This is a genomic window from Ornithinimicrobium faecis (assembly GCF_023923225.1).
In the GTDB taxonomy this organism is placed as follows: Bacteria; Actinomycetota; Actinomycetes; order Actinomycetales; family Dermatophilaceae; genus Ornithinicoccus; species Ornithinicoccus faecis.
Genome location: NZ_CP099489.1, coordinates 3,064,593 through 3,086,469, shown reverse-complemented (window position 1 = coordinate 3,086,469; position 21,877 = coordinate 3,064,593). Strand labels below are relative to the sequence as shown.

The 21,877-nt window shown below is 70.3% G+C and carries 22 protein-coding genes; 16 read left to right on the top strand and 6 right to left on the bottom strand.

Annotation, left to right across the window (positions count from 1 at the left end; all coding sequences use genetic code 11):
• The first annotated feature begins 24 nt into the window (after positions 1–24).
• Together NF556_RS14410 and NF556_RS14405 are read left to right on the top strand one after the other, a co-directional pair.
• A complete protein-coding gene (locus NF556_RS14410; RefSeq protein ID WP_252591605.1) occupies positions 25–1,326 on the top strand; it encodes a Mur ligase family protein in 1,302 nt (433 codons plus the stop codon).
• Positions 1,323–2,081 carry a type 1 glutamine amidotransferase gene (locus tag NF556_RS14405; protein ID WP_252591604.1) on the top strand — a complete coding sequence of 253 codons (759 nt, stop codon included), beginning with the start codon at positions 1,323–1,325 and terminating at the stop codon, positions 2,079–2,081. The genes NF556_RS14410 and NF556_RS14405 overlap by 4 nt, the downstream gene beginning before the upstream one ends.
• Positions 2,082–2,096: 15 nt before the next feature.
• Here NF556_RS14405 and NF556_RS14400 read toward each other — a convergent pair whose 3' ends face one another.
• Positions 2,097–3,314 carry a lysylphosphatidylglycerol synthase transmembrane domain-containing protein gene (locus tag NF556_RS14400; protein ID WP_252591603.1) on the bottom strand — a complete coding sequence of 406 codons (1,218 nt, stop codon included), beginning with the start codon at positions 3,312–3,314 and terminating at the stop codon, positions 2,097–2,099.
• 238 nt (positions 3,315–3,552) lie between these two features.
• On the opposite strand from NF556_RS14400, the gene NF556_RS14395 reads away from it, so the two are divergent.
• The 3 genes from NF556_RS14395 to NF556_RS14385 are packed head-to-tail and all read left to right on the top strand — an operon-like array spanning position 3,553 to position 5,720.
• On the top strand, positions 3,553–4,731 hold the full coding sequence (locus NF556_RS14395) for a glycosyltransferase family 4 protein (RefSeq protein ID WP_252591602.1): 1,179 nt from the start codon (positions 3,553–3,555) through the stop codon (positions 4,729–4,731).
• Between the two features lies 1 nt (position 4,732).
• The gene (locus tag NF556_RS14390) at positions 4,733–5,347 is read left to right on the top strand and encodes an NUDIX hydrolase (protein ID WP_252591601.1); all 615 of its coding nucleotides are present in this window, start codon (positions 4,733–4,735) and stop codon (positions 5,345–5,347) included.
• A gap of 4 nt (positions 5,348–5,351) precedes the next feature.
• Positions 5,352–5,720, top strand: a complete 369-nt coding sequence (locus tag NF556_RS14385; RefSeq protein WP_252591600.1) for a hypothetical protein — start codon at positions 5,352–5,354, stop codon at positions 5,718–5,720.
• Positions 5,721–5,769: 49 nt separating this feature from the next.
• On the opposite strand, the gene NF556_RS14380 is transcribed toward NF556_RS14385, so the two are convergent.
• From NF556_RS14380 to NF556_RS14370, 3 genes are read right to left on the bottom strand one after another with little or no spacing between them, the layout of a single operon-like run.
• Positions 5,770–6,210 (bottom strand): hypothetical protein, encoded by a 441-nt coding sequence (locus tag NF556_RS14380; protein WP_252591599.1) that lies wholly within the window; start codon positions 6,208–6,210, stop codon positions 5,770–5,772.
• Positions 6,207–6,620, bottom strand: coding sequence for a hypothetical protein (locus tag NF556_RS14375; RefSeq protein WP_252591598.1), 414 nt, complete (start codon positions 6,618–6,620; stop codon positions 6,207–6,209). Before NF556_RS14375 ends, NF556_RS14380 begins: the two co-directional genes overlap by 4 nt.
• Positions 6,617–7,096, bottom strand: a complete 480-nt coding sequence (locus NF556_RS14370; RefSeq protein WP_252591597.1) for a GNAT family N-acetyltransferase — start codon at positions 7,094–7,096, stop codon at positions 6,617–6,619. The genes NF556_RS14375 and NF556_RS14370 overlap by 4 nt, the downstream gene beginning before the upstream one ends.
• 123 nt (positions 7,097–7,219) lie before the next feature.
• On the opposite strand from NF556_RS14370, the gene pcrA reads away from it, so the two are divergent.
• On the top strand, positions 7,220–9,649 hold the full coding sequence (gene pcrA / locus NF556_RS14365; RefSeq protein WP_252591596.1) for a DNA helicase PcrA: 2,430 nt from the start codon (positions 7,220–7,222) through the stop codon (positions 9,647–9,649).
• Between the two features lie 41 nt (positions 9,650–9,690).
• Complete coding sequence (locus tag NF556_RS14360; protein ID WP_252591595.1) at positions 9,691–10,950, top strand: plasmid pRiA4b ORF-3 family protein; 1,260 nt, start codon at positions 9,691–9,693, stop codon at positions 10,948–10,950.
• A gap of 34 nt (positions 10,951–10,984) precedes the next feature.
• Here NF556_RS14360 and NF556_RS14355 read toward each other — a convergent pair whose 3' ends face one another.
• Entirely contained in the window at positions 10,985–11,893 is a 909-nt protein-coding gene (locus NF556_RS14355) for a M23 family metallopeptidase (RefSeq protein WP_252591594.1), read from the bottom strand.
• A 159-nt stretch (positions 11,894–12,052) separates the two neighbouring features.
• Here NF556_RS14355 and icmB point away from each other — a divergent pair, with 159 nt between their 5' ends.
• From icmB to NF556_RS14310, 9 genes are all read left to right on the top strand, one after another.
• Entirely contained in the window at positions 12,053–12,466 is a 414-nt protein-coding gene (gene icmB / locus NF556_RS14350; RefSeq protein ID WP_252591593.1) for a coenzyme B12-dependent isobutyryl CoA mutase small subunit, read from the top strand.
• 91 nt (positions 12,467–12,557) lie between these two features.
• Entirely contained in the window at positions 12,558–13,730 is a 1,173-nt protein-coding gene (gene sucC, locus NF556_RS14345) for an ADP-forming succinate--CoA ligase subunit beta (protein ID WP_252591592.1), read from the top strand.
• Between the two features lie 20 nt (positions 13,731–13,750).
• Positions 13,751–14,638 (top strand): succinate--CoA ligase subunit alpha, encoded by an 888-nt coding sequence (sucD, locus tag NF556_RS14340; protein WP_252591591.1) that lies wholly within the window; start codon positions 13,751–13,753, stop codon positions 14,636–14,638.
• A 113-nt stretch (positions 14,639–14,751) separates the two neighbouring features.
• On the top strand, positions 14,752–16,008 hold the full coding sequence (locus tag NF556_RS14335) for a cell division protein PerM (RefSeq protein WP_252591590.1): 1,257 nt from the start codon (positions 14,752–14,754) through the stop codon (positions 16,006–16,008).
• Between the two features lie 19 nt (positions 16,009–16,027).
• The gene (gene purN / locus NF556_RS14330; protein ID WP_252591589.1) at positions 16,028–16,651 is read left to right on the top strand and encodes a phosphoribosylglycinamide formyltransferase; all 624 of its coding nucleotides are present in this window, start codon (positions 16,028–16,030) and stop codon (positions 16,649–16,651) included.
• On the top strand, positions 16,648–18,255 hold the full coding sequence (purH, locus tag NF556_RS14325; protein ID WP_252591588.1) for a bifunctional phosphoribosylaminoimidazolecarboxamide formyltransferase/IMP cyclohydrolase: 1,608 nt from the start codon (positions 16,648–16,650) through the stop codon (positions 18,253–18,255). Before purN ends, purH begins: the two co-directional genes overlap by 4 nt.
• Positions 18,245–19,261: a DMT family transporter gene (locus NF556_RS14320; protein WP_252591587.1), complete on the top strand. Its 1,017-nt coding sequence runs from the start codon at positions 18,245–18,247 to the stop codon at positions 19,259–19,261. Before purH ends, NF556_RS14320 begins: the two co-directional genes overlap by 11 nt.
• A gap of 54 nt (positions 19,262–19,315) precedes the next feature.
• On the top strand, positions 19,316–20,191 hold the full coding sequence (locus NF556_RS14315) for a bifunctional methylenetetrahydrofolate dehydrogenase/methenyltetrahydrofolate cyclohydrolase (RefSeq protein ID WP_252591586.1): 876 nt from the start codon (positions 19,316–19,318) through the stop codon (positions 20,189–20,191).
• A complete protein-coding gene (locus NF556_RS14310; RefSeq protein WP_252591585.1) occupies positions 20,188–20,514 on the top strand; it encodes a DUF3017 domain-containing protein in 327 nt (108 codons plus the stop codon). The genes NF556_RS14315 and NF556_RS14310 overlap by 4 nt, the downstream gene beginning before the upstream one ends.
• A gap of 320 nt (positions 20,515–20,834) precedes the next feature.
• Here the strand turns inward: NF556_RS14310 and NF556_RS14305 are convergent, their stop codons facing one another.
• On the bottom strand, positions 20,835–21,830 hold the full coding sequence (locus tag NF556_RS14305; RefSeq protein WP_306238484.1) for a malate dehydrogenase: 996 nt from the start codon (positions 21,828–21,830) through the stop codon (positions 20,835–20,837).
• Between the last annotated feature and the right edge of the window lie 47 nt (positions 21,831–21,877).

The window sequence follows — 21,877 nt, the reverse complement described above, 5'->3', positions numbered from 1 at the left end:
CGGTTGACGATTAGAGTTGCGCGCGTGATCCGCTCCACGCTCGCGATAACGGCCGGCAAGCTGGCCCGAGGTGTCTCCCGTCTGCGCGGCGGCGGCTCCGCCCTCCCGGGTCTGGTGACCGAGCGGATCGATCCGGGCATCCTGGGCCACACGCTGGCAGACCTGCCCGGTGGCATCGTCGTGGTCACGGGCACCAACGGAAAGACCACCACCACCAAGATGCTCGTGGCGCTGCTGCGCGCCCACGGCCAGCGGGTCTTCACCAACCCGACGGGCAGCAACTTCACCCGCGGGGTGATCTCCGCGATGCTCGCGGAGATCCCGTTGAGTGGCCGCCTGGACGCCGACTGGGCCGTCCTCGAGCTCGACGAGGCGCACGCCCTGCACTTCGCGGCAGCGGTGGCCCCGACCCACGCTCTGCTGCTCAACGTCGCGAGGGACCAGCTGGATCGGTTCGCCGAGATCGACCAGACCGCAGAGCTGCTGGCCCGGCTGGCTGCGCAGGCCACCACGGGGGTGGTCCTCAACGTCGATGACTCGTTTGTCTCCCGGATCCACAGTCGGGTCGCAGAGGGCGTGACCGTCGCCTGGTTCGGGGTGGACCCCACCTGCGCGGACCGGCTGCCCGAGCTGCAGGAGGCCGATGTCCGGGAGGCCGACGGCGCCGCCGCCCTGCCCGACAGTGCCGAGGCCGCACTGCTGCTGCTCCAGGACGAGCACACCTTCACCGTCACCGGCTCCGGGGCCGACGTCGGGCCGGTGACCCTGCGTCAGCGCGGCCTGGCCGCCATGATCAACGCCACAGCAGCAACCGCGACAGCGCGGGCTGTGCTGGGCGACGACTTCGAGCCCGGTGTCGCCGCGACGGCCCTGGCCACCGTGACACCGCCGTTCGGACGCGGTGAGGTCATTGACATCGACGGCCACCCGCTGGAGCTGGTGCTGGTCAAGAATCCGGCGGGCTTCACGGTCGCCCTGGGCACCTACGGCACCGAGCCGGTCGCCACGATGATCGCCATCAACGACAACTACGCCGACGGCCGGGACGTCTCGTGGCTCTATGACGTCTCATTCGAGAGCCTCCAGGGCCACGGGGTCGCCCTCACCAGCGGCGTGCGTGGTTGGGACATGGCGCTGCGCCTGCGCTACGACGGGGTCGAGGTGGCCCACACCGAGCCCGACCTCGACCTGGCCCTGGAGCAGTTCCTGCGGGAGCACGCCGGAGAGCCGACCCGGATCTTCTGCACCTACACGGCGATGATGCAGCTGCGCCGCCGGCTGGCAGCGCGCTACAACCTGGCCCGGTTCGGAGAGGACTCGCCATGAGCGACCCGTCACAGGCTGGAGCGGTCACCGCCAGCAAGGGCACCATCCACCTGGTCCATCTCTATCCCCGGGAGATGAGCATCTACGGCGACCTGGGCAACACCCGGGCGCTGGCCAGCAGGCTGCGCTGGCACGGCTACACCCCGGTCGTGCACGACCATCATCCCGGTGCACCGTGGCCCCACGAGGCCCACCTGCTGGTCGGTGGCGGTGGTCAGGACTCCGGGCAGTTGCGGGTCCAGGACGACCTGGCGACGCACGCCGACCGGCTGCGTGCCCTGGCCGCCGACGGGTTGCCGATGCTGATGATCTGCGGGATGTATCAACTGCTGGGCCGCGCGTTCATCACCGCGGAGGGGCACCGGCTGCCAGGACTCGGCATCCTCGACGTGACCACGACGGGGAACGCGACCCGGATGATCGGACCCGTGGTCCTGCAGACCCCGGTCGGCGAGATCGTCGGCTATGAGAACCACTCGGGGTCCACCGTGCTGGGGGAGGGCCAGGAACCCTTCGGGCAGGTGCGACACGGGCAGGGCAACAACGGTTCGGACGGGACCGAGGGAGCGCGCACCGGCAACGTCATCGGCTCCTACCTGCACGGCCCGATCCTGCCGGCCAACCCTGCGCTCGCCGATCACCTGCTGGAGATCGCGGTGGTCCGGGCCACCGGGGCCTGGGACCCGGAGGACGTGGACGACACGATCGCCCACCAGGCTCACGACCGTCAGGTGCGGAGCCTGCTCTCTGCCTAGGGGCGTGCGGCTGGGCTAGCCCGTGCGCGAGTCGCCCGGGGCCTCCGCGGGGGCGGCCTCCTCCACGGGGGCGGCCTTCTCCGCTGCCTCGCGCGCTGCCGTCTCGCGCTGCGCGGCCTGCTTCTGCACCTTCAACTGGGTGATCGCCGCCTTGGTGCTGACCAGGTCGCCCTGGTTGTCCAGCTGGTGGGTGGCCGGATCCTTGGGCCCCATCCACCAGATCAGCATGGCCAGCGCCCCCAGGGGCACGTCCAGCAGGTGCGTCACCACGGCATACAGCAGGGCCGCGGCAGCGGCCGACGTCGGGTCGGCGCCGAACGCGATCAGGACCGCGGCAGTCCCCGCCTCGGTGATGCCCAGACCACCGGGGGTGATGGCCACGACCGTGAGCAGCTGGCGGATGGCATAGGCCGCGAACAGGTGGGAGACCGGCAGGTCCACCCCCATGTTGTGGCAGGCGGTGTAGTAGAGCCCGAAGAAGATGCCGAGCATGCCGGCCAGCCCGATGGTCATCTTCCAACCGTGGCTGCTGGCCACATTGCCCCACCGGCTGCGCTGGTCCTGGATCAGGGAGTCCAGGTTGGCGCCCGCCTTGAGGCGCTTGGAGAACGGCTTGGCCACCCACCCCAGGCTGTGGCCCACGATGTGGGAGGCCTTCTCGCTGTAGATCACGGCCAGGAAGAAGGCCAGCACCAGCAGGATGGCGATCACGGCGACGGTGGAGCCGAGGATGACCGGGGCGGGGGTGTCCATCGGGCCAACGATGATGAAAACAATGGCGATCACCGGCAGCGCCAGGCGGGCCATGATGTTCCAGACGCCCGTGACCACCAGGGACGTGGAGATGTTGCGGCGCAGGAAACCCCACGATCGGCACTGGACGTAGGTGATGGCCACGGCGACCGCGCCGCCGGCCGGCATGATGTTGCTGATCATGGAGCCCGACGCATTGACGATCAGGGCTCGGCCGTGGCTGAGCCCAGGCAGCGAGCCGGTGAGCGTGAAGGTGTAGGAGTAGAGCCCGATGAGCTTGAGCGCGACCATCAGCACCGCGGTCCAGATGCCCACCGTCGACATCTGACGCAGGATCTCCGGCCAGGAGGAGTCGGCCACGCGCGGGAGCACAAAGATCAGCAAGAGGGTGGCGACGGTCAGTCCGCCGACGGACTGCAGCACCTCCTTCCACCCGAACCTCCGGGTGGGCTCAAAGTCGTCGGTCGCATGGATGCTCATGCGTTCGCCCCCGGAGACCTGGTGGCGTCGGGCAGGGTGGTGCACACATCCGTCAGGTTACGGCCTGCTGCTGAATTCCTGCTCACGACGCCCCACCTCCCCCGTCCGATCCCCGGACCATGTACAAACGACCCAGAGCACACTACCCGTGCCGCGCTCCGAGATCGGTGAAGATAGAGCCAATGGCGGCGATGTCTGTCGGGTGTCTCGCCAGCAGTCTCGTCAGGAAGGGGCCACCGTGTCGGGTGCCACGCTGATCGTCACCAACGACTTCGGTCCTCGGGTGGGCGGCATCGAGGCCTTCGTCCAGTCCATGGCCTCCCGCCTGGCGCAGGCGGGAGGGGCGGGGTCGGTCGTGGTCCACACCGCCCGACAGCCAGAGAGTGCGGCGTTTGACGCAGACCTGCCGTATGCCGTGGTGCGCGATGATCTGAAGGTGCTGTTGCCCACGGCGGGGGTGGTGCGACGGTGTGCCCGGACGGCGCGCGAGTTTGGCTGTGATCGCGTGTGGTTCGGCTCCGCCGCGCCCCTGGCGCAGATGGCGCCGGCGCTGCGAGAGGCCGGGATCAGGCGAGCGGTGGCGACCACCCACAGCGCCGAGGAGTGGTGGTCGCGGCTGCCGGGCACGCGCTCGGTGCTGCACCGCATCGGTGATCGCGTCGACACGGTCACCTACCTGGGTGAGCACTCGCGGCGCGCGCTCTCGGGGGTCCTGTCGGAGTCGGCGAGGGAGCAGATGCGCCACCTGCCTCCGGGCGTCGACGTGGAGCGCTACCACCCCGGCGTGGACGGCGCCCGCCTCCGAGCGCAACTGGGCCTGGCCGACCGGCCGGTCGTGGTCAGCATCTCCCGCCTGATCCGGCGCAAGGGGCAGGACGCGCTGATCGAGGCCTGGCCCCGCATCCAGGACGAGGTGCCGGGAGCGGCACTGGTGATCGTGGGCGACGGGCCGAGTCGCCCGCGTCTGCAGACCCAGGTGGAGCAGGCCGGCCTGGGAGCCCACATCATGCTGACCGGCCAGGTCCCGTGGTCGCGAACCCCGGAGTATTTCGCGCTCGGTGACGTCTTCGCGATGCCCACCCGCACCCGTCTGCTGGGCCTGGAGCCGGAGGGTGTGCCGCTCTCGGCGCTCGAGGCGCAGGCGAGCGGACTGCCCGTCGTCATCGGCGACTCCGGTGGGGCCCCCGACACCATCCGGGACGGGGTCACCGGCCACGTCGTCAACGGTCGCGACCTCGACCAGGTCGCCCGCGCCGTGGTGGACCTGCTGTCGGACCGGCAGCGTGCGCTGGCCTGGGGCATGGCCGGTCGAGATTTCGTGACCCAGCGCTTCCAGTGGGACGACCTCGCCGCCGACCTGCAGCAGATGCTGGACCCCGACGAGCCGGACCCCGACTCAGCACAGGAGGAGGACTGACATGGCGCGCGTGCGCGCAGTGGACCCCCAGGGTGAGCACCTGGTGGAGGAGGAGGTCCCGCACGGGATCGATCCGGCGGCCGTCCTGCAGGCCCACGGGTTCGTGCCGGTGTGGACCGGCAGCGAGGTCGTGGACGGGCAGGTCGTGTTGATCTATCGCGTCGCGCCGGGGGAGGTGCCTCAGCCTCATCAGCGTCTCGGGGCTTACGCGGTCGTCGTGGCCCGCTATCAGGGCGTCCGCAGTCTGCTGCTGACCACGTTCGCCCGCAGCGAGCGTGAGGTGTGGGGTCTGCCCGGCGGTGGGCAGGACCCGGGGGAGGACCTCCTGGAGACGACGGTCCGGGAGGTCTGGGAGGAGACGGGGCAGCGCATCACCGCCCTCGCCCCGCAGGATCTGGTGAGCCGCCACTGGACGGGACGGGCCCCGAGCGGGCGGCTGGAGGACTACCACGCGATCTCCGCGATCTATCGGGCGCAGTGCCCGAACCCCGTGCAGCCCGTCATCCACGACGTCGGTGGCAGCACCGCCGACGCGGCGTGGGTGCCTGTCGCTGACCTGCCCTCGACCCCGTTGCTGGACTGGCAGCGGAGAATTCTGCCGCGCGGCCTACGATAGAGCCATGGATTTCATCTACAACCTTTTCGTCGTCACGCACATGCTCGGCCTGGCTGCCCTCGTGGGCGGATACCTGGTGGCGGCCACCCGCAGCGCGGAGGGGTTGGTCCCCAACACCGTCATGGTGTGGGGTGCGCGTCTGCAGTTGCTCACCGGTTTGATCCTGACGGGGCTGGCTTCGGGCGCCCTGGATGACATGGACGTCAACAACACCAAGATCGCCGTCAAGCTCGTGGTCGCGCTCGCGGTCACCGCCCTGACTGAGATCGCCGCGGCCCGGGCCCGCAAGGGCAAGCCGGTGGCAGCCGGCATGGTGCACGGTGCGGGTGCCCTGGCAATCGTCAACGTGCTGGTCGCCTCACTCTGGAAGTGATCAGCCGGCCGGCTCAATGACGGCGCGGCCACCCTCGGCCAGGTGCTGGTCAGTCCTGCACTGTCCCCGGACGGGTGCTCCACAGCCACCACAACCCGACGACCGGCAGCACGAGCGGGATGTAGAGGTAGCCGCGCCCGAACCCCGACCACACGGTGGCGTCCGGGAACGCCGCGGGGTCGAGCGTGCTCCACAGGCCGACGGCGAGGACACCAACCAGCTCTGTGCTGATCGCCGCGAGGGAGACCCACCAGGCCCGCGGCCCGGGCAGGGCCAGGGAGATCGCGGCGACCACATAGATCACCCCAGCGAGCGCAGACAGGGTGTAGGCCAGCGGGGCCTCCTGGAAGCGCGTGGCGATCTGGAAGCCGGCGCGGGACAGCGACCCGACGACGAAGACGGCATAGAGCGCGATGATCAGCCGACCAGGACCTGAGGACCGCGGGTTGTGCCCGGCGGCGCGGTCTGGCTGGGGCGAGGGCTGGCTCACTGATATCCCACGCCGTGCCAGATCTGGGCCGCGCGGGCACCCATGACGGCCACCACGAAGCCGGCGAGGGCGAGCACGAAGCTGCCCCAGCGGGTCGGGTCGCTGCGTGCCCACAACCAGGCGACGGCAGGCACCATCAGGACGGTCACCAGATAGGCCCACAGCTCCCACACGGGCCCGGCCGGTGACTCGCCGCCGACGCTGCGGACCAGATAGGCGGCGAAGACCACGGTGACGACGGCCTGGAGCAGCATGGTTGCCCCGAGCGTGACGCGGGCGGGACCCTGCCCCCGCAGGCCGGCGATGACGCAGACGAGCAGGCTCAGGAACCCGGCCAGCAGCAGCGCCACGGTCCAGCCATCCAGATAGCTGGTGGTCGTGGTCGGTGGGAGAACAGCGGTCGCGATCACGCGGTGGACCCCAGGGCAGCGAGGGCCTCGCCGGTCATCCGCTGGGTGGTCCACTCCTCCATCGGCACGGCGCCGATGTGCCGATAGAGCTCGATGGCCGGGGTGTTCCAGTTCAGGACGGTCCACTCCATGCGGGGATATCCGCGGTCCGTGCACACCCGCGCGAGCGTGGCCAGGAGCTGCCTGCCCAGGCCGCTGCCGCGGTGCTCGGGGGAGACATAGAGGTCCTCCAACCACATCCCGTTGCGCCCGGTCCAGGTGGAGAAGGTCAGGAACCAGAGCGCGATGCCGACGACCCGGCCGTCGACCTCGGCGACGTGCGCCCACGCCGTGGGGGAGCCGGTCTGCGGGAACAGGACGGCCCGGTAGGAGTCCACCGTGCCGACGGCGGCCTCGGGCTCCTTCTCATAGTCGGCCAGCTCTTTGACCAGACCCAGGATGGCCGGAATGTCCTGCTCTGTCGCTTCGCGAATCACGCAGGACAGCCTACGTCGCAGCAGCGTTGGACAGGCACAGCCGTATGCCGAGGGGCCGGCTGGGTGGGGCCGGTGGACAACGCCACGGTCCTGTCGGTCATCCGACCTAGACTGAGCCGCACCATGAGCACGCTCTTCGACAACGTCCCCCTGCCCCCGATGTCGCCCGCCCAGGCGAGTGGTGCCGTGCCCGTGGACGACACCGGGGTCCCGTTGTGGGCGCTGGAGGAGGAGCCGGCCCCGGACTTCGCGGCGGCACCGCAGCAGTCGCCCGGAGTGGACCCCGAGACCCTGCTGGAGGGCCTCAACGGACCGCAGCGCGAGGCAGTGGTCCACGCCGGGGCGCCCCTGCTGATCGTGGCGGGTGCGGGCTCGGGCAAGACCCGAGTGCTCACCCACCGCATCGCCTACCTCCTGGGGCACCGTGGGGTGACACCGGGTCAGGTGCTGGCGATCACCTTCACCAACAAGGCTGCCGCCGAGATGCGCGAGCGCGTCGAGACGCTCATCGGTCCGCGGGCCAGGGCCATGTGGGTCTCCACCTTCCACTCCGCCTGCGTGCGCATCCTGCGTCGCGAGGCGGCGACGGTCGGGCTGAAGTCCACCTTCTCGATCTATGACGCGGCTGACAGCCAACGCCTGATGGCGATGGTCGTGCGAGACCTCGACCTGGACCCCAAGCGCTATCCGCCCCGGGTGCTCTGCCACAAGGTGTCGGGCGCCAAGAACGAGCTCATTGACGAGGAGACCTTCGCAGCGCAGGTCGGCAACAATCCCTATGAGGCGGTCGTCGCCCAGGCCTACACCGACTACCAGCGGCGCCTGCGCCGGGCCAACGCCCTGGACTTCGACGACATCATCTCGATGACCGTCAACATCCTGCAGGCCTTCCCGGCGGTGCGCGAGCACTACCGCCGCAGGTTCCGTCATGTGCTCGTGGACGAATACCAGGACACCAACCACGCGCAATACACCCTGGTGCGTGAGCTGGTCGGGACACAGGACGAGGAGGTGCCGCCAGCCGAGCTGTGCGTCGTCGGCGATGCTGACCAGTCCATCTACGCCTTCCGCGGCGCCACCATCCGCAACATCGTGGAGTTCGAGAAGGACTATCCCCAGGCCCGCACCATCCTGCTCGAGCAGAACTACCGCTCCAGTCAGCGGATCCTGCGTGCTGCCAACTCGGTGATCTCGCGCAACCCCGGCCGGCGGGACAAGAGCCTGTGGTCCGAGCTGGGTGACGGCGAGATGATCACCGGCTACGTCGCCGACGACGAGCACGACGAGGCCTCGTTCGTGGCGCAGACCATCGACAAGCTCGGCGACGAGCACGACGTCGCGCCCAAGGACGTTGCGGTCTTCTACCGCACCAACGCCCAGTCCCGTGCGCTGGAGGAGGTCTTCGTCCGCACCGGCCTGCCCTACAAGGTCGTCGGGGGCACCCGCTTCTATGAGCGGCGCGAGGTCAAGGACGCCCTGGCCTATCTGCGCGTGGTCGCCAACCCGGCCGACGACGTCAACCTGCGGCGCATCCTCAACGTGCCCAAACGTGGGATCGGCGACCGTGCCCAGGCCGCGGTCGCGGCCCTGTCGACCCGGGAGCGCATCCCGTTTGTCGCCGCTCTGGGGCGGGTCGAGGACGCGCCCGGCATCGCCACGCGATCGATCGCGGCGGTGCAGGCCTTCACTGCGATGCTCGAGGCCGTTGGCAGGGTCGCCGAGGACGAGGACTCCGGGGTGGGGGACCTCCTCGAGGCGATCCTGGACCAGTCGGGCTACACCAAGGAGCTGCGGGCCAGCCACGACCCACAGGATGAGACCCGCATCGAGAACCTCGCCGAGCTGGTCGCGGTCGCGCGTGAGTTCGACGAGAACTATCCCGAGGGCACCCTCGTGGACTTCCTCGAGCAGGTGTCGCTGGTGGCTGACGCCGATGAGATCCCACAGGGTGGAGACGGCACGGACGCCGGGGTCGTCACCCTGATGACCCTGCACACGGCCAAGGGCCTGGAGTTTCCGGTGGTCTTCCTGACCGGCCTGGAGGACGGCACCTTCCCCCACCAGCGCTCGATGGACGACCCCACGGAGCTGGAGGAGGAGCGTCGGCTCGCCTATGTGGGGATCACCCGGGCGCGACAGCGCCTCTATCTGAGCCGTGCGGGCACCCGCGCCTCGTTCGGGGCACCACAGTTCCACCCGGCCTCACGTTTCCTGGACGAGATCCCGCCCGATGTCGTCGACTGGGAGCGCTCGGACCGTGACCGCATGCGGGCCGGCGGCCGTCCCAGCGCCTCGGTGCAGCAGGGATGGGGCGGCGGGTCGCGCGGCGGGTCCCAGGGCGTCGTGCGCCTCAACCCGAGGGGCTCGAGGGGGCGCTCGCCGATCGTGCCGGTGTCAGTGTCTGCGGGGGACCGGGTCAGTCACGACTCGTTCGGTCTGGGCACGGTCATCCGTGTCGAGGGCAGCGGGGACAACACCATGGCGCACGTCGACTTCGGGGACTCGGGCGTCAAAAGACTCCTGCTGCGTTATGCCCCGCTCGAGAAGCTCTGAGGGGGCGCTGAGGTGGGCGGCGGGCGTGCCATGCTCGAGGTATGGCGCGCACCTGGTTGTCCGTGACGGTCGAGTTGCTCGGTGGGCGCGGGGAGGTCCTGTGGCCCCGGCCCGGCCGGATCTTCGCCGTCGGCCCGTCACACACCTTCGTCCAGCTCGCCGAGGCCGTCAACGATGCGTTCGCCCGGTGGGACCGGGCGCACCTGTCGGTCTTCACCCTCGGCGACGGTCGGGTGATCACCGACGAGCACACCGGTGCCGAGTTCGCGTCGTTGGCCGGAGGCCCGGTGACGACGCCGGTCGACATGGACACGGCCACAGTCTCCCGGCTCCTGCAGCCGGGGGAGGAGTTCCTGTTCACCTTCGACCTCGGGGACGAGTGGAGACACCTGTGCACGGTTGGGGAGAAGGTTGACCCGATGGAGGTGCTCGGGGTCCGTCCGGGGTCCCCGTTGCCCTACTGGGGCTGGGGCAGCGTGCCAGACCAGTACGGGCGCCGTTGGCGGGACGACGACGGGGAGTCGCCTCCGCCGCCGCGGCCGGCCCACCCGCACCCGATGCAGACGGGGCTGTGGCCGGGGCAGGAGCAGCGAAAGAGCATCAACCTCCAGGAGTTGCGGTCTGCCGTCCAGACTGCGGACACGGACCGCTTCCTGGCGGTGCTGCAGGGCTGCGACATCGACGACGTGCTGCAACTGGTGGGGGCCGGCATCCCTATGGCACTGGAGCAGCGCGGCGCGGACGTCGAGCCGCTGGCCGTGTCCGTGATCAACCGGCTGAGCACGCGCGGTGCCGAGGGGGACGACGTGCTCGCCGAGGACCTGCTCGCCGTCCTGCGGGGTGAGGCGCTGCAGGGGCGGGTGGTGCCGGCTGACCTGGAGGTGCTCGCCAGTGAGCTGGAGAGGTCGGCTGAGATGTCGCTCGGCGGCTACCTCGACCTGCAGACCGGGGAGGTGTGGGACGAGAGCCTCACGGATGCGGCGATGGTGGGGGAGGACAGCGTCCTGGACGTCGAGGAGGAGCCGGACCGGTGGCTGCGGTTCGACACGTCCGGCTCGCGGGACGCTTGGCGAGACATGGCGGCGTTCGCCGAGCGCCAGTGGGACGCCGCGCTTCGTGCCCGCCTGGAGCAGGCCATCGAGGGTCGGGGTGCCTTCCGCCGGTTCCGGGACGTGGTGGAGGAGGAGGGGATGGTCGACCTGTGGCGGGCGTTCTCGCAGGACCTCGCGCACGGACGGGCGCGAGCCCTCCTCGCCCGGGAGGGCATCCGCGTGGGCCGGCCCGACGACTCGACCGCATGACCCGACGGCCGCTGTGTCTTGCCTCCAGCTGGCCCTAGCCGCGGCGCGCCGCGAGCCAGGGGGCGGGGTCGATCGGCCCGTCCTGGGTGCGGACCTCGAGGTGCAGGTGGGCACCGGTGGAGCGACCGCTGCTGCCCACCGCACCGAGCTGGCTGCCGGCAGCGACCGGGTCGCCGTCGCTCACGTCGATCCGGGAGAGGTGGCCGTAGACGATGACCTCGCCGGTGTCCAGGGTGATCTTGACGTGGTAACCCAGCCCCGAGTTCCAGCCGGCGGTGGTCACGGTCCCCAGCCCCACGGCATACAGCGGCGTGCCATGACCGGCACCGAAATCGATGCCGTTGTGCATCCGACCCCAGCGCCACCCGAACGAGGACGTCTGGTGCGCGTCCAGGATGGGCTCGTGGAAGGCCCGGGCGGTGGCGACCTCCCGGGCCCGGTCCTGCCCGCCCGCGGTGGTCTCCACTCCGGCGGACAGGGACGTGCTCAGTGCCTGGCCACGGGCCGTCATGGCTGCCTTGCCCTCCGCGGCGGCTCCGAGACCCTGGGCGAGGGCCAGGCGGGAGGCCGCACCCCGAGAGGCCGTCGCATCCTGCCTGGCGAGGTCGGCGGCTGCGGCAGCGGGGAGCCCGGTGGCCGCATCGGCCAGCCGGGTCTGCGCGACCGTCGGTGTCCCGGCCGACACGGAGGCCGGCAGACCGATGATGCTCGCGGCGGCCACGGCTGCGACCAGCACGGGTGCCGAGAGCCGGGCCACGGTCGTGCTGCGCGACCGCGGCGCGCGACGACGGGAGTGGCGTGGCGCGGGGGCGGGCCTGCGACGGCGCGTGGCCTGCGCCAGCTCACGGGCCTCGCGGCGTGACCGGGGCGTCGGGGCAGGTTCCTGCGCCCCGGCGGACCGGGGCCGGTCGGCAGAGGGCTCGCGCACAGCAACCTCGCGCATCTGAACTCCGAGAAGGTGTGGATCGTCACGTCCGAGGAGTGAGCCGCACGCCGGGATGGGGCGAACCCGGGGCACTCGGACCAGAACGACCCTAGCGTGCCCAGGGGTCGGTGCCAATGTGGTCCTGGTCACCTGTGGACAGTGCGATAATCTGCAGCCATGTCCTCCCCAACGAGCTCGTCACCGCTGCGCGTCGTCGTGGCCAAACCCGGCCTGGACGGCCACGACCGTGGTGCAAAGGTTGTGGCCAGGGCGCTGCGCGATGCGGGCGTCGAGGTCATCTACACCGGGCTGCACCAGACGCCCGAGCAGATCGTCGAGGCGGCCATCCAGGAGGACGCAGACGCCGTCGGCCTGTCCGTGCTGTCCGGCGCCCACATGACGCAGTTCAAGCGGGTCATCGAGCTCCTCACGGAGCGCGACGCCCAGGACATCGTCGTCTTCGGAGGCGGCATCATCCCCGAGGACGACATTCCGGTGCTCCAGGAGCTCGGCGTCTCGCGGATCTTCACCCCCGGGGCCACCACCACCGAGATCACCGGGTGGGTGCGTGAGAACCTCGGGCGGGACTGAACTAACCTTGCGCCGGAGCGAGGCCGGTTCACCGACCGGTGACAACACAGGCACAGACCCACACCAAACACGCAGATGGGATAGCTGACTCGTGGACCTTTTTGAATACCAAGCGCGGGACATGTTCGAGGCACATGGCGTGCCGGTGCTCGCCGGCGCGGTGATCACCGACGCCAGTGAGGCCGCCGCCGCAGCCGAGCGCATCGGTGCAGACAGCGGCGGTGTTGTCGTGGTCAAGGCACAGGTCAAGACCGGTGGCCGCGGCAAGGCGGGCGGTGTCAAGCTGGCCAAGTCGCCGGAGGAGGCGACCGCTGCAGCCGAGGCGATCCTCGGCATGGACATCAAGGGCCACACCGTCAACACGGTGATGATCGCCCAGGGCGCCAGCATCGCCGAGGAGTACTACTTCTCGGTGCTGCTCGACCGCGCCAACCGCTCCGTGCTCGCCATGTGCAGCAAGGAGGGCGGCATGGAGATCGAGCAGCTCGCCGTCGAGCGCCCCGAGGCCCTGGCCCGCATCCCGGTCAGCGCGCTGACCGGCATCGACGCCGCCAAGGCGCGCGAGATCGTCGACGCCGCCGGCTTCACCGAGGACCAGGACGCCATCGCGGACGTGCTGGTCAAGCTCTGGGACGTCTACCAGGGCGAGGACGCCACCCTGGTCGAGGTCAACCCGCTGGTCAAGACGACCGACGGGCAGATCGTCGCCCTGGACGGCAAGGTCTCCCTCGACGAGAACGCCGACTTCCGGCACGAGGACCACGCGGCGCTGGAGGACAAGGGCGCCTCGGACCCGCTGGAGGCCAAGGCCAAGGAGCTGGGCCTGAACTACGTCAAGCTCGACGGCCAGGTCGGCATCATCGGCAACGGCGCGGGCCTGGTGATGAGCACCCTCGACGTGGTGGCCTACGCCGGCGAGGCCCACGGTGGAGTCAAGCCCGCCAACTTCCTCGACATCGGCGGTGGCGCCAACGCCCAGGTGATGGCCAACGGCCTCGACGTGATCCTGGGCGACGAGCAGGTCAAGGCGGTGTTCGTCAACGTCTTCGGCGGCATCACGGCCTGTGACGAGGTCGCCAACGGCATCAAGGGCGCGCTGGAGATCCTCGGCGACAACGCCACCAAGCCCCTCGTGGTCCGCCTCGACGGCAACAACGTCGAGTTGGGCCGCAAGATCCTGGACGAGCTGAACCACCCGCTCGTGACCCAGGTCGACACCATGGACGGCGCGGCCGACAAGGCCGCCGAGCTGGCGAACGCCTGAGACCGGGAGAGAACACGCACATGACGATCTATCTGAACAAGGACTCCAAGATCATCGTCCAGGGCATCACCGGTGGCATGGGCTCCAAGCACACCGACCTGATGCTCCAGTCCGGCTCCAACATCGTCGGCGGTGTCAACGCCCGCAAGGCAGGCACCACCGTGACGCTCAACGACCAGGAGCTGCACGTCTACGGCACGGTCAAGGAGGCCATGGAGGCCACCGGGGCCAACGTCTCGGTCCTGTTTGTGCCGCCGGCCTTCACCAAGGACGCCTGCATCGAGGCCATCGACGCGGAGATGCCGCTCATCGTGGTCATCACCGAGGGTGTGCCGGTCAAGGACAGCGCCGAGGTCTTTGCCTATCTCGAGGGCAAGAACACCCGGATGATCGGCCCGAACTGCCCCGGGGTCATCTCCCCGGAGGAGTCGCTGGCCGGCATCACGCCGCACACCATCGCGGGCAAGGGCCCGATCGGTCTGGTGTCCAAGTCGGGCACCCTGACCTATCAGATGATGTATGAGCTGCGGGACTTCGGCTTCACCACTGCGATCGGCATCGGCGGTGACCCGATCATCGGCACCACCCACATCGACGCGCTCGAGGCCTTCGAGAACGACCCTGACACCAAGGCCATCGTGATGATCGGCGAGATCGGCGGCGACGCCGAGGAGCGCGCCGCCGACTACATCAAGGAGCACGTGACCAAGCCCGTCGTGGGCTATGTCGCAGGCTTCACTGCACCCGAGGGCAAGACCATGGGCCACGCCGGTGCCATCGTCTCTGGCTCGTCGGGCACGGCCGCAGCCAAGAAGGAGGCCCTGGAGGCCGCGGGTGTCAAGGTCGGCAAGACGCCGTCCGAGACGGCCGAGCTGATGCGCCAGATCCTGCAGGAGCAGGGCGCCTGACCTAGAGCTCTCCCAGCAGACCCCCGGCGCCGCGTGCGACCGGGGGTCTGTTGCGTCACGCCTCGGTGAGCCTCCAGCATCGGGGGCGCACGGCGGGTCACCATGGGGCAGACATGACTCTGCTGGAACGAACCCCTGTCAGGCCCGCGGACGCGGCGACCATCACCGGACGGCTGCGCGCGGTGGTGCTCGCCGCCGTCGCCGGGTTGCTCGCCGCCCTGATCTCGTGGGTCGTGGTGACGGTCCCGGTGTTCGTCGCCTGGCTGGCCGATGACCGCAGCTCGGTCTCCATCTGGCAGACGGCCGGCATCGGCGTCGACCTGTGGGCCCTCGCGCACCGCGCGAGCATCGAGGTCGGGGAGCACCAGGTCGTCCTGGCTCCCCTCCTGCTCACCCTGGTCCCGATCCTGGCCTGTTGGTATGCCGTGGGGCAGGTCGTCGTCGACCGCCCCGACGTGCGGGGCGAGCTGGATGAGGTGACCGGCTGGCGCTTCGCGTGGGCCGCGCTGGGGGTCACCGAGTTGGTGTCCTTCCTGGTGGGTTATGTCGCCTCGGGTCTGCTCCTGTGCTCGCTGGCCGGGTTGGGGCAGGCTCCGGTGATCGTCTCGTCCGCCCTGCCCGGCCTGCTGCTGGTGCCCCTGATCGCGATCGGGCTGAGCCTGTGGCGCGAGCACCGACGCCAGGAGCACCCCACCCTTGACCGAGGGTTGCGCTGGGTCGAGCTGCACACGCCGGTCCTGGTGCGGCGCGGTCTGCGTCCCGCCGTGCAGGCCCTGTGCATCCTGATCGTTGGGGCCCTGCTGTTGGTGGTGGCGCTGCTGGTGATCCGCATGGGCCGGGTGCTGACCCTCTATGAGGCCCTCGACGCCGGGACTGTCGGCACGAGCGTGCTGACGCTCGGTTCGGTCGCTGCCCTGCCCAACATCCTGGTCTGGGCGATGGGCTGGTCCAGCGGCGTCGAGGTCGCGGTCGGCACGGTGCAGGTCGGCTGGACCGAGTCGAGCGCCGGTGACCTGCCCCTGCTGCCCGTGCTCGCCGCGCTCCCCGAGCCGGGCGCGCTGCCTCCCGGCCTCTGGCTGTCCGCGCTCCTGCCGGTGCTGGCCGGGGCGTGGGTCGGCTTCCAGAGCTCCCGGGCCGCACCGCGCCTCGCCTCGTGGTGGGCCAAGGCCCAGATCGCTCTGTCTGCCTGTGTCGGCGTGACCGTCGTGGTGCTCCTGCTCAGCTGGCTCGCCCTCGGTGGCATGACCCCCGGGCTGCTCAGTCAGGTGGGCACCGACCCGGTGCGGGTCGCGACGTTGCTGGGGGCCGAGGTGCTGGGCGGAGCCCTGGTCACCCTGAGTGCACTGCACCTGTTCCGCCGCCGCCTCTGACGCCCGATATCCTCATCGAGTGCCCACCAGCCCCACCCCGCCGTCCGCGGCCCGCGTTGTCGTGCTGGTCTCCGGCACCGGCAGCAACCTCCAGGCGCTGATCGACGCTGCCACCGACCCGGCCTATGGCGTGCAGGTGGTGGCCGTCGGAGCCGACCGACACGGCGCCCGCGCCCTCGAGCGGGCGGTGCGCCACGGCATACCGACCTTTGTGTGCCGGGTCCCCGACCACCGGGACCGGCAGGCCTGGGACGCCGCCCTCGCCGAGCAGATCGGCGCCCACACCCCGGACCTGGTCGTGTCGGCCGGCTTCATGAAGATCCTGGGGGAGGCGGTCCTGTCCGCCCATACCGTGGTCAACACCCACCCCGCCCTGCTGCCGGCCTTCCCGGGTGCGCACGCGGTCGCCGACGCGCTCGCGTACGGTGTGCGGGTCACCGGCTGCACCGCCCACCTCGTCGACAGCGGAGTCGACACGGGCCCCATCCTCGAGCAGGTCGCCGTCCCGGTGGAGGACGGTGACACGCCCGAGTCACTCCACGAACGCATCAAGACGGTCGAACGCAGCATGCTCGTGGACGTGGTGGGCCGCCTGGCCCGACACGGCCACACCCTCACCGACAGGAAGGTCACGATCCCGTGAACGCCACCCCGCAGGACGCCGGCCCCGCGCAGGACAGCGAGGGCCGCCGCCCGATCCGCCGCGCCCTCATCTCGGTCTATGACAAGACCGGGCTCGAGGAGCTGGCCAGCGGGCTGCACGAGGCCGGCACCCAGCTGGTCTCCACCGGCTCGACCGCCGCGCGCATCGAGGCGACCGGTGTCCCGGTGACCCGGGTCGAGGAGCTCACCGGCTTCCCGGAGTGCCTGGATGGCCGCGTGAAGACACTGCACCCGCGGGTCCACGCCGGTCTGCTGGCCGACACCCGCAACCCCGACCATCTCGCCCAGCTCGCGGACCTCGACATCGAGCCCTTCGACCTGGTCGTCGTCAACCTCTATCCGTTCACCGAGACCGTCGGCTCCGGTGCCTCCCAGGACGAGTGCGTCGAGCAGATCGACATCGGCGGACCCTCCATGGTGCGCGCCGCGGCCAAGAACCACGCGTCGGTCTCCGTCGTCGTCGACCCCTCCGCCTACGCCGACGTCGCGGCGGCCGCAGCGGCCGGCGGGTTCACGCTGGCCCAGCGCCAGGGGTTGGCGGCCAAGGCCTTCATCCACACCGCCACCTATGACGTGCACGTCGCCTCATGGATGGGCAACGTGCTGACCGACACCTCTGACGACACGGGCTTCCCTGCCTGGATGGGGGCGACCTGGGAGCGCTCGGACGTGCTGCGCTATGGCGAGAACCCGCACCAGCGGGCGGCCATCTATCGCAACGGTTTCCAGCCGACGCCCGCCCTGGCGCAGGCCGAGGTGCTGCACGGCAAGGCGATGTCGTTCAACAACTACGTCGACGCGGATGCTGCGCGCCGGGCGGCCCACGACCACGGCGACATGCCGACCGTGGCGATCATCAAGCACGCCAACCCGTGCGGTATCGCGACCGGCAGCGACATCGCCGAGGCGCACCGCAAGGCGCACGCCTGCGACCCGGTGTCGGCCTACGGTGGCATCGTGGCCACCAACCGGGCGGTCACCGCCGAGCTGGCCCAGCAGGTGGCGGAGATCTTCACCGAGGTCGTCATCGCCCCGGACTTTGCCCCCGAGGCCCTGGAGATCCTGCAGGCCAAGAAGAACCTGCGGGTCGTGCGCGCGGCCTCCCCGCAGCGCGGCGGGCTGGAGGTGCGCAACATCGCCGGTGGAGCGCTGGTCCAGGCCCTGGACATCCTCGACGCCGAGGGGGACGACCCCGCCAACTGGCAGCTCGCGACCGGCCCGGCTGCCGACGAGGACACCCTCGCAGATCTCGCCTTCGCCTGGCGCTCGGTCCGCGCGGTCAAGTCCAACGCGATCCTGCTCGCCCAGGACGGGGCCAGCGTCGGCATCGGCATGGGCCAGGTCAACCGCGTCGACTCCTGCCGTCTGGCGGTGGAGCGGGCCGGCGCGGAGCGCGCGCAGGGCTCGGTCGCCTCCTCCGACGCGTTCTTCCCGTTTGCCGACGGCCTGCAGATCCTGCTGGATGCCGGTGTGCGCGCAGTCGTCTCTCCCGGTGGGTCGATCCGTGACGAGGAGGTCGTGGCCGCTGCCGCAGCTGCCGGCGTGACGCTCTATTTCACGGGCACCCGCCACTTTGCCCACTGACGTTCCGGTGCCGCCGGGCGGCGAGGCTCTCGCCGCCTCGGCCCCGCGCGCTCGTCGGCGGCCGGGGGACCAGACCCTGGCGCTGATCGCGGCGTTTGTCTGCGGCGTGCTCCTGGCGGTCCAGTCCCGGATCAACGGTGACCTGGGCACCTTCCTGCCAGCGATGACGGCCGCGTGGGCCAGCTTCTTCATCGGCCTCGGCTTCATCTCGCTGCTCTGGGTCACCCCACGGTTCCGGGCTGGGGCGAGCGCCGTGTGGCGTGCCGTGCGTCGGGGACACCTGCCGGCCTGGCAGCTGTGCGGCGGCGCGATCGGTGGCTTGCTCGTGGCCATGCAGACGTATGCCGTGCCCCGGGTGGGAGTTGCCACGTTCCTGATCGCGATCATCGGGGGTCAGACGGTGAACGCGCTGCTGGTGGACCGTCTCCCACTCGGTCCGGCGGCGCCGCAGCTGATCACGCCCGCTCGGCTCGCGGCGGCTGCCCTGGCCGTCGTCGGCGTCGCGGTCGCCGTGACCCCGGGGATGCGGGGGAGTGACTTTGTGTGGCTCCCGGTGGTGGGGGCGTTCCTGGTCGGCATGGGATCTGCGGTGCAGCAGGCCACCAACGCCCGGATCACCCAGGTCGCTGGCCAGTCCACCGTGACGACCTTCATCAACTTCGGCACCGGCTCCCTGCTCCTCCTGCTCATCGGTGGCTGGACCGTGCTGCCGCAGGGGTGGCCGGACCTCACCGGTGTCCCGTGGTGGGCCTGGACCGGTGGCGTCCTGGGTGTGTTCTTCATCGTCCTGGCGGCCTGGGCGGTGATGCACAGCGGCGTGCTGTTGTTTGCCCTGATCACGATCACGAGCCAGCTGGGCACCGGCCTGGTTCTGGACCTGACCGAGCCGTCAACCCGGGACAGGGTGGGGACGCAGATGCTCCTCGGCGTGGGGCTGACCCTGGTGGCTGCCGTGTGGGCCGCACTGGCCAGAGCGAGGGCACGCCGTGGGTCGAGAGTGCCCTGAGTCGCCGACGAGGCCACCCACGGGTCCCACCGTCGGCGTCCTTAGACTGACTCCATGAGCGCACGCATCCTCGACGGCCGGGCCGCACTGGCCGAGATCAAGACCGACCTGAGGGCACGCGTCGCAGCACTGGCCGTGCGGGGGGTCGTGCCCGGCCTGGGCACGGTGCTCGTCGGCGACGACCCGGGCAGCACCTGGTATGTCAATGCCAAGCACAAGGACTGCGCGGAGATCGGAGTGACCTCGATCCGCCGTGACCTGCCTGCCGGATCCACCCAGGAGCAGGTCGAGGCAGTCGTCGACGAGCTCAACGCCGACGCCGCCTGCACCGCCTTCCTCGTGCAGCAGCCGACCGGGCTGGACGAGTTCGCGATCCTGTCCCGCATCGACCCGGCCAAGGACGTCGACGGACTGCACCCCGTCAACCTCGGCTCGTTGGTCCTGGGGGAGCCGGCTCCACTGCCCTGCACCCCCGCCGGTGTCGTCGACCTGTTGCGTCGCCATGACGTGCAGATCGCCGGTGCCGAGGTTGTGGTGGTGGGACGGGGTCTGACGGTGGGTCGCCCGCTGGGCCTGATCCTGACCCGCCGCTCCGAGAACGCCACAGTCACCCTGTGCCACACCGGGACCCGCGATCTGGCGGAGCACACTCGCCGAGCCGACATCATCGTCTCCGCCGCTGGTGTGCCCGACCTGATCACCGCCGACATGGTGGCGCCGGGAGCGGCGGTCCTCGACGTGGGGGTCGCCCGTCGCGACGGCAAGATCGCCGGCGACGTCGCTCCCGACGTCGCCGAGGTGGCTGGCTGGGTCTCTCCGAACCCCGGCGGCGTCGGGCCGATGACGCGGGCCATGCTGCTGACCAATGTCGTCGAGGCTGCGGAGCGGCAGGCCGGGGTGCGGACGGCCGAGTCCGCTTCCGTCGGATGACCGTGTCCGGCAGCGCACCAGGTCAGCCCCGTGGTCGTCCCGCCAGTCGGCGCCCGGCCAACTGGGGGAGTCAGCCCCTGGGGCTGTGGTGGGTGCTGCCGATCGGGCTCACCATCGCGGTCATCGTGCACTTCAGCGGTGGGTTGCGAGCCTCCGGTTATGTCATCGCCGGGACCCTGGCTCTAGCGGCGATCCTGCGCCTGGTGCTGCCCCGTGGAGCCGTGGGAGGTTTGCTGGTGCGCTCCCGTGCCTGGGACGTCCTCACGCTCCTGGCGATGGCCGCCGGCGTCGCCGTGCTGAGCGCCACCCTGCTCATCCGCTGACCACCCCGCCGCTGACCGCTCTCGCAGGACTCTCCCCCACCCACCAGCCACGCCCGCCACCCGCCGCTGACCGCTCGGCGGAAATGGTCCTGCGGGAGATCCGGCATGCGACAGGAACAGCAGGACGCAAAGCACCGGCCGGAGGGAGGCACTCGCGGGACCACCCCCCCAACGGGACCACCGCCCAACGGGGACCACCGCCCAACGGGGACCACCGCCCAACGGGGACCACCGCCCAACGGGGACCACCGCCCAACGCAACAGACCCGCCCGGTTGCCTCTCGGCATACTGGGCGGGTCTGGTTGTGCTGCAGGAGGACTCAGATGAGGCCGAGGTCGGTGACCGCCTGACGCTCCTCGTCGAGCTCGGCGACCGAGGCGTCGATCTTGCCGCGCGAGAACTCGTCGATCTCCAGGCCCTGGACGATCTCCCAGTTGCCGCCGGAGGTGGTGACGGGGAAGGAGGAGATGAGGCCCTCGGCCACGCCGTAGGAACCGTCGGAACGGACAGCCATCGACAGCCAGTTGCCCTCGGTGCTGCCCTGCAGCCAGTCGCGGGTGTGATCGATCGTGGCGGAGGCGGCGGAGGCCGCGGAGCTGGAGCCGCGGGCCTCGATGATCGCCGCACCGCGCTTGGCGACCGTCGGGATGAAGGTGTCCTCGAGCCAGGGCTGGTCGTTGATGACCTCGACGGCCGGCTTGCCACCGATCTCGGCGTGGAACAGGTCGGGATACTGGGTGGCCGAGTGGTTGCCCCAGATGGTCAGGTTCTTGATGTCGGTGACCGCAACGCCGGCCTTGGCCGAGACCTGGGCCAGCGCCCGGTTGTGGTCCAGGCGGGTCAGCGCGGAGAAGCGCTCGGTCGGGATGTCCTTGGCGTTGCTCATCGCGATCAGGGCGTTGGTGTTGGCCGGGTTGCCGGTCACCGTGATGCGGATGTCGTCGGCAGCATGGTCATTGAGGGCCTTGCCCTGACCAGTGAAGATCGCGCCATTGGCCTCGAGCAGGTCGCCACGCTCCATGCCCTTGGTGCGCGGACGTGCGCCGACGAGCAGTGCGACATTGGCGCCGTCGAAGATCACGTTGGGGTCGTCGCCGATCTCGACGCCGGCCAGGGTCGGGAACGCGCAGTCATCCAGCTCCATCACGACGCCCTCGAGCGCCTTCAGGGCCGGGGAGATCTCCAGCAGCTGCAGCTGCACCGGGGTGTCCTTGCCGAGCAGGTCGCCGCTCGCGATGCGGAACAGCAAGCTGTAGCCAATCTGGCCGGCGGCGCCGGTCACGGCCACCTTGACGGGAGTGTTCACGGTGCTCATCCTTTGTGGTTCCGAGGGGCATGCGTCACGGGTGACGTTAGCACCGC

Excerpts from the sequence above, each read along its gene's own strand:
- NF556_RS14405 (WP_252591604.1), top strand. The coding sequence starts at position 1,323 with ATGAGCGACCCGTCACAGGCTGGAGCGGTCACCGCCAGCAAGGGCACC.
- NF556_RS14400 (WP_252591603.1), bottom strand. The coding sequence starts at position 3,314 with ATGAGCATCCATGCGACCGACGACTTTGAGCCCACCCGGAGGTTCGGG.
- NF556_RS14390 (WP_252591601.1), top strand. The coding sequence starts at position 4,733 with ATGGCGCGCGTGCGCGCAGTGGACCCCCAGGGTGAGCACCTGGTGGAG.
- NF556_RS14385 (WP_252591600.1), top strand. The coding sequence starts at position 5,352 with ATGGATTTCATCTACAACCTTTTCGTCGTCACGCACATGCTCGGCCTG.
- pcrA (WP_252591596.1), top strand. The coding sequence starts at position 7,220 with ATGAGCACGCTCTTCGACAACGTCCCCCTGCCCCCGATGTCGCCCGCC.
- NF556_RS14360 (WP_252591595.1), top strand. The coding sequence starts at position 9,691 with ATGGCGCGCACCTGGTTGTCCGTGACGGTCGAGTTGCTCGGTGGGCGC.
- NF556_RS14355 (WP_252591594.1), bottom strand. The coding sequence starts at position 11,893 with ATGCGCGAGGTTGCTGTGCGCGAGCCCTCTGCCGACCGGCCCCGGTCC.
- icmB (WP_252591593.1), top strand. The coding sequence starts at position 12,053 with ATGTCCTCCCCAACGAGCTCGTCACCGCTGCGCGTCGTCGTGGCCAAA.
- sucD (WP_252591591.1), top strand. The coding sequence starts at position 13,751 with ATGACGATCTATCTGAACAAGGACTCCAAGATCATCGTCCAGGGCATC.
- NF556_RS14335 (WP_252591590.1), top strand. The coding sequence starts at position 14,752 with ATGACTCTGCTGGAACGAACCCCTGTCAGGCCCGCGGACGCGGCGACC.
- NF556_RS14315 (WP_252591586.1), top strand. The coding sequence starts at position 19,316 with ATGAGCGCACGCATCCTCGACGGCCGGGCCGCACTGGCCGAGATCAAG.
- NF556_RS14310 (WP_252591585.1), top strand. The coding sequence starts at position 20,188 with ATGACCGTGTCCGGCAGCGCACCAGGTCAGCCCCGTGGTCGTCCCGCC.
- NF556_RS14305 (WP_306238484.1), bottom strand. The coding sequence starts at position 21,830 with ATGAGCACCGTGAACACTCCCGTCAAGGTGGCCGTGACCGGCGCCGCC.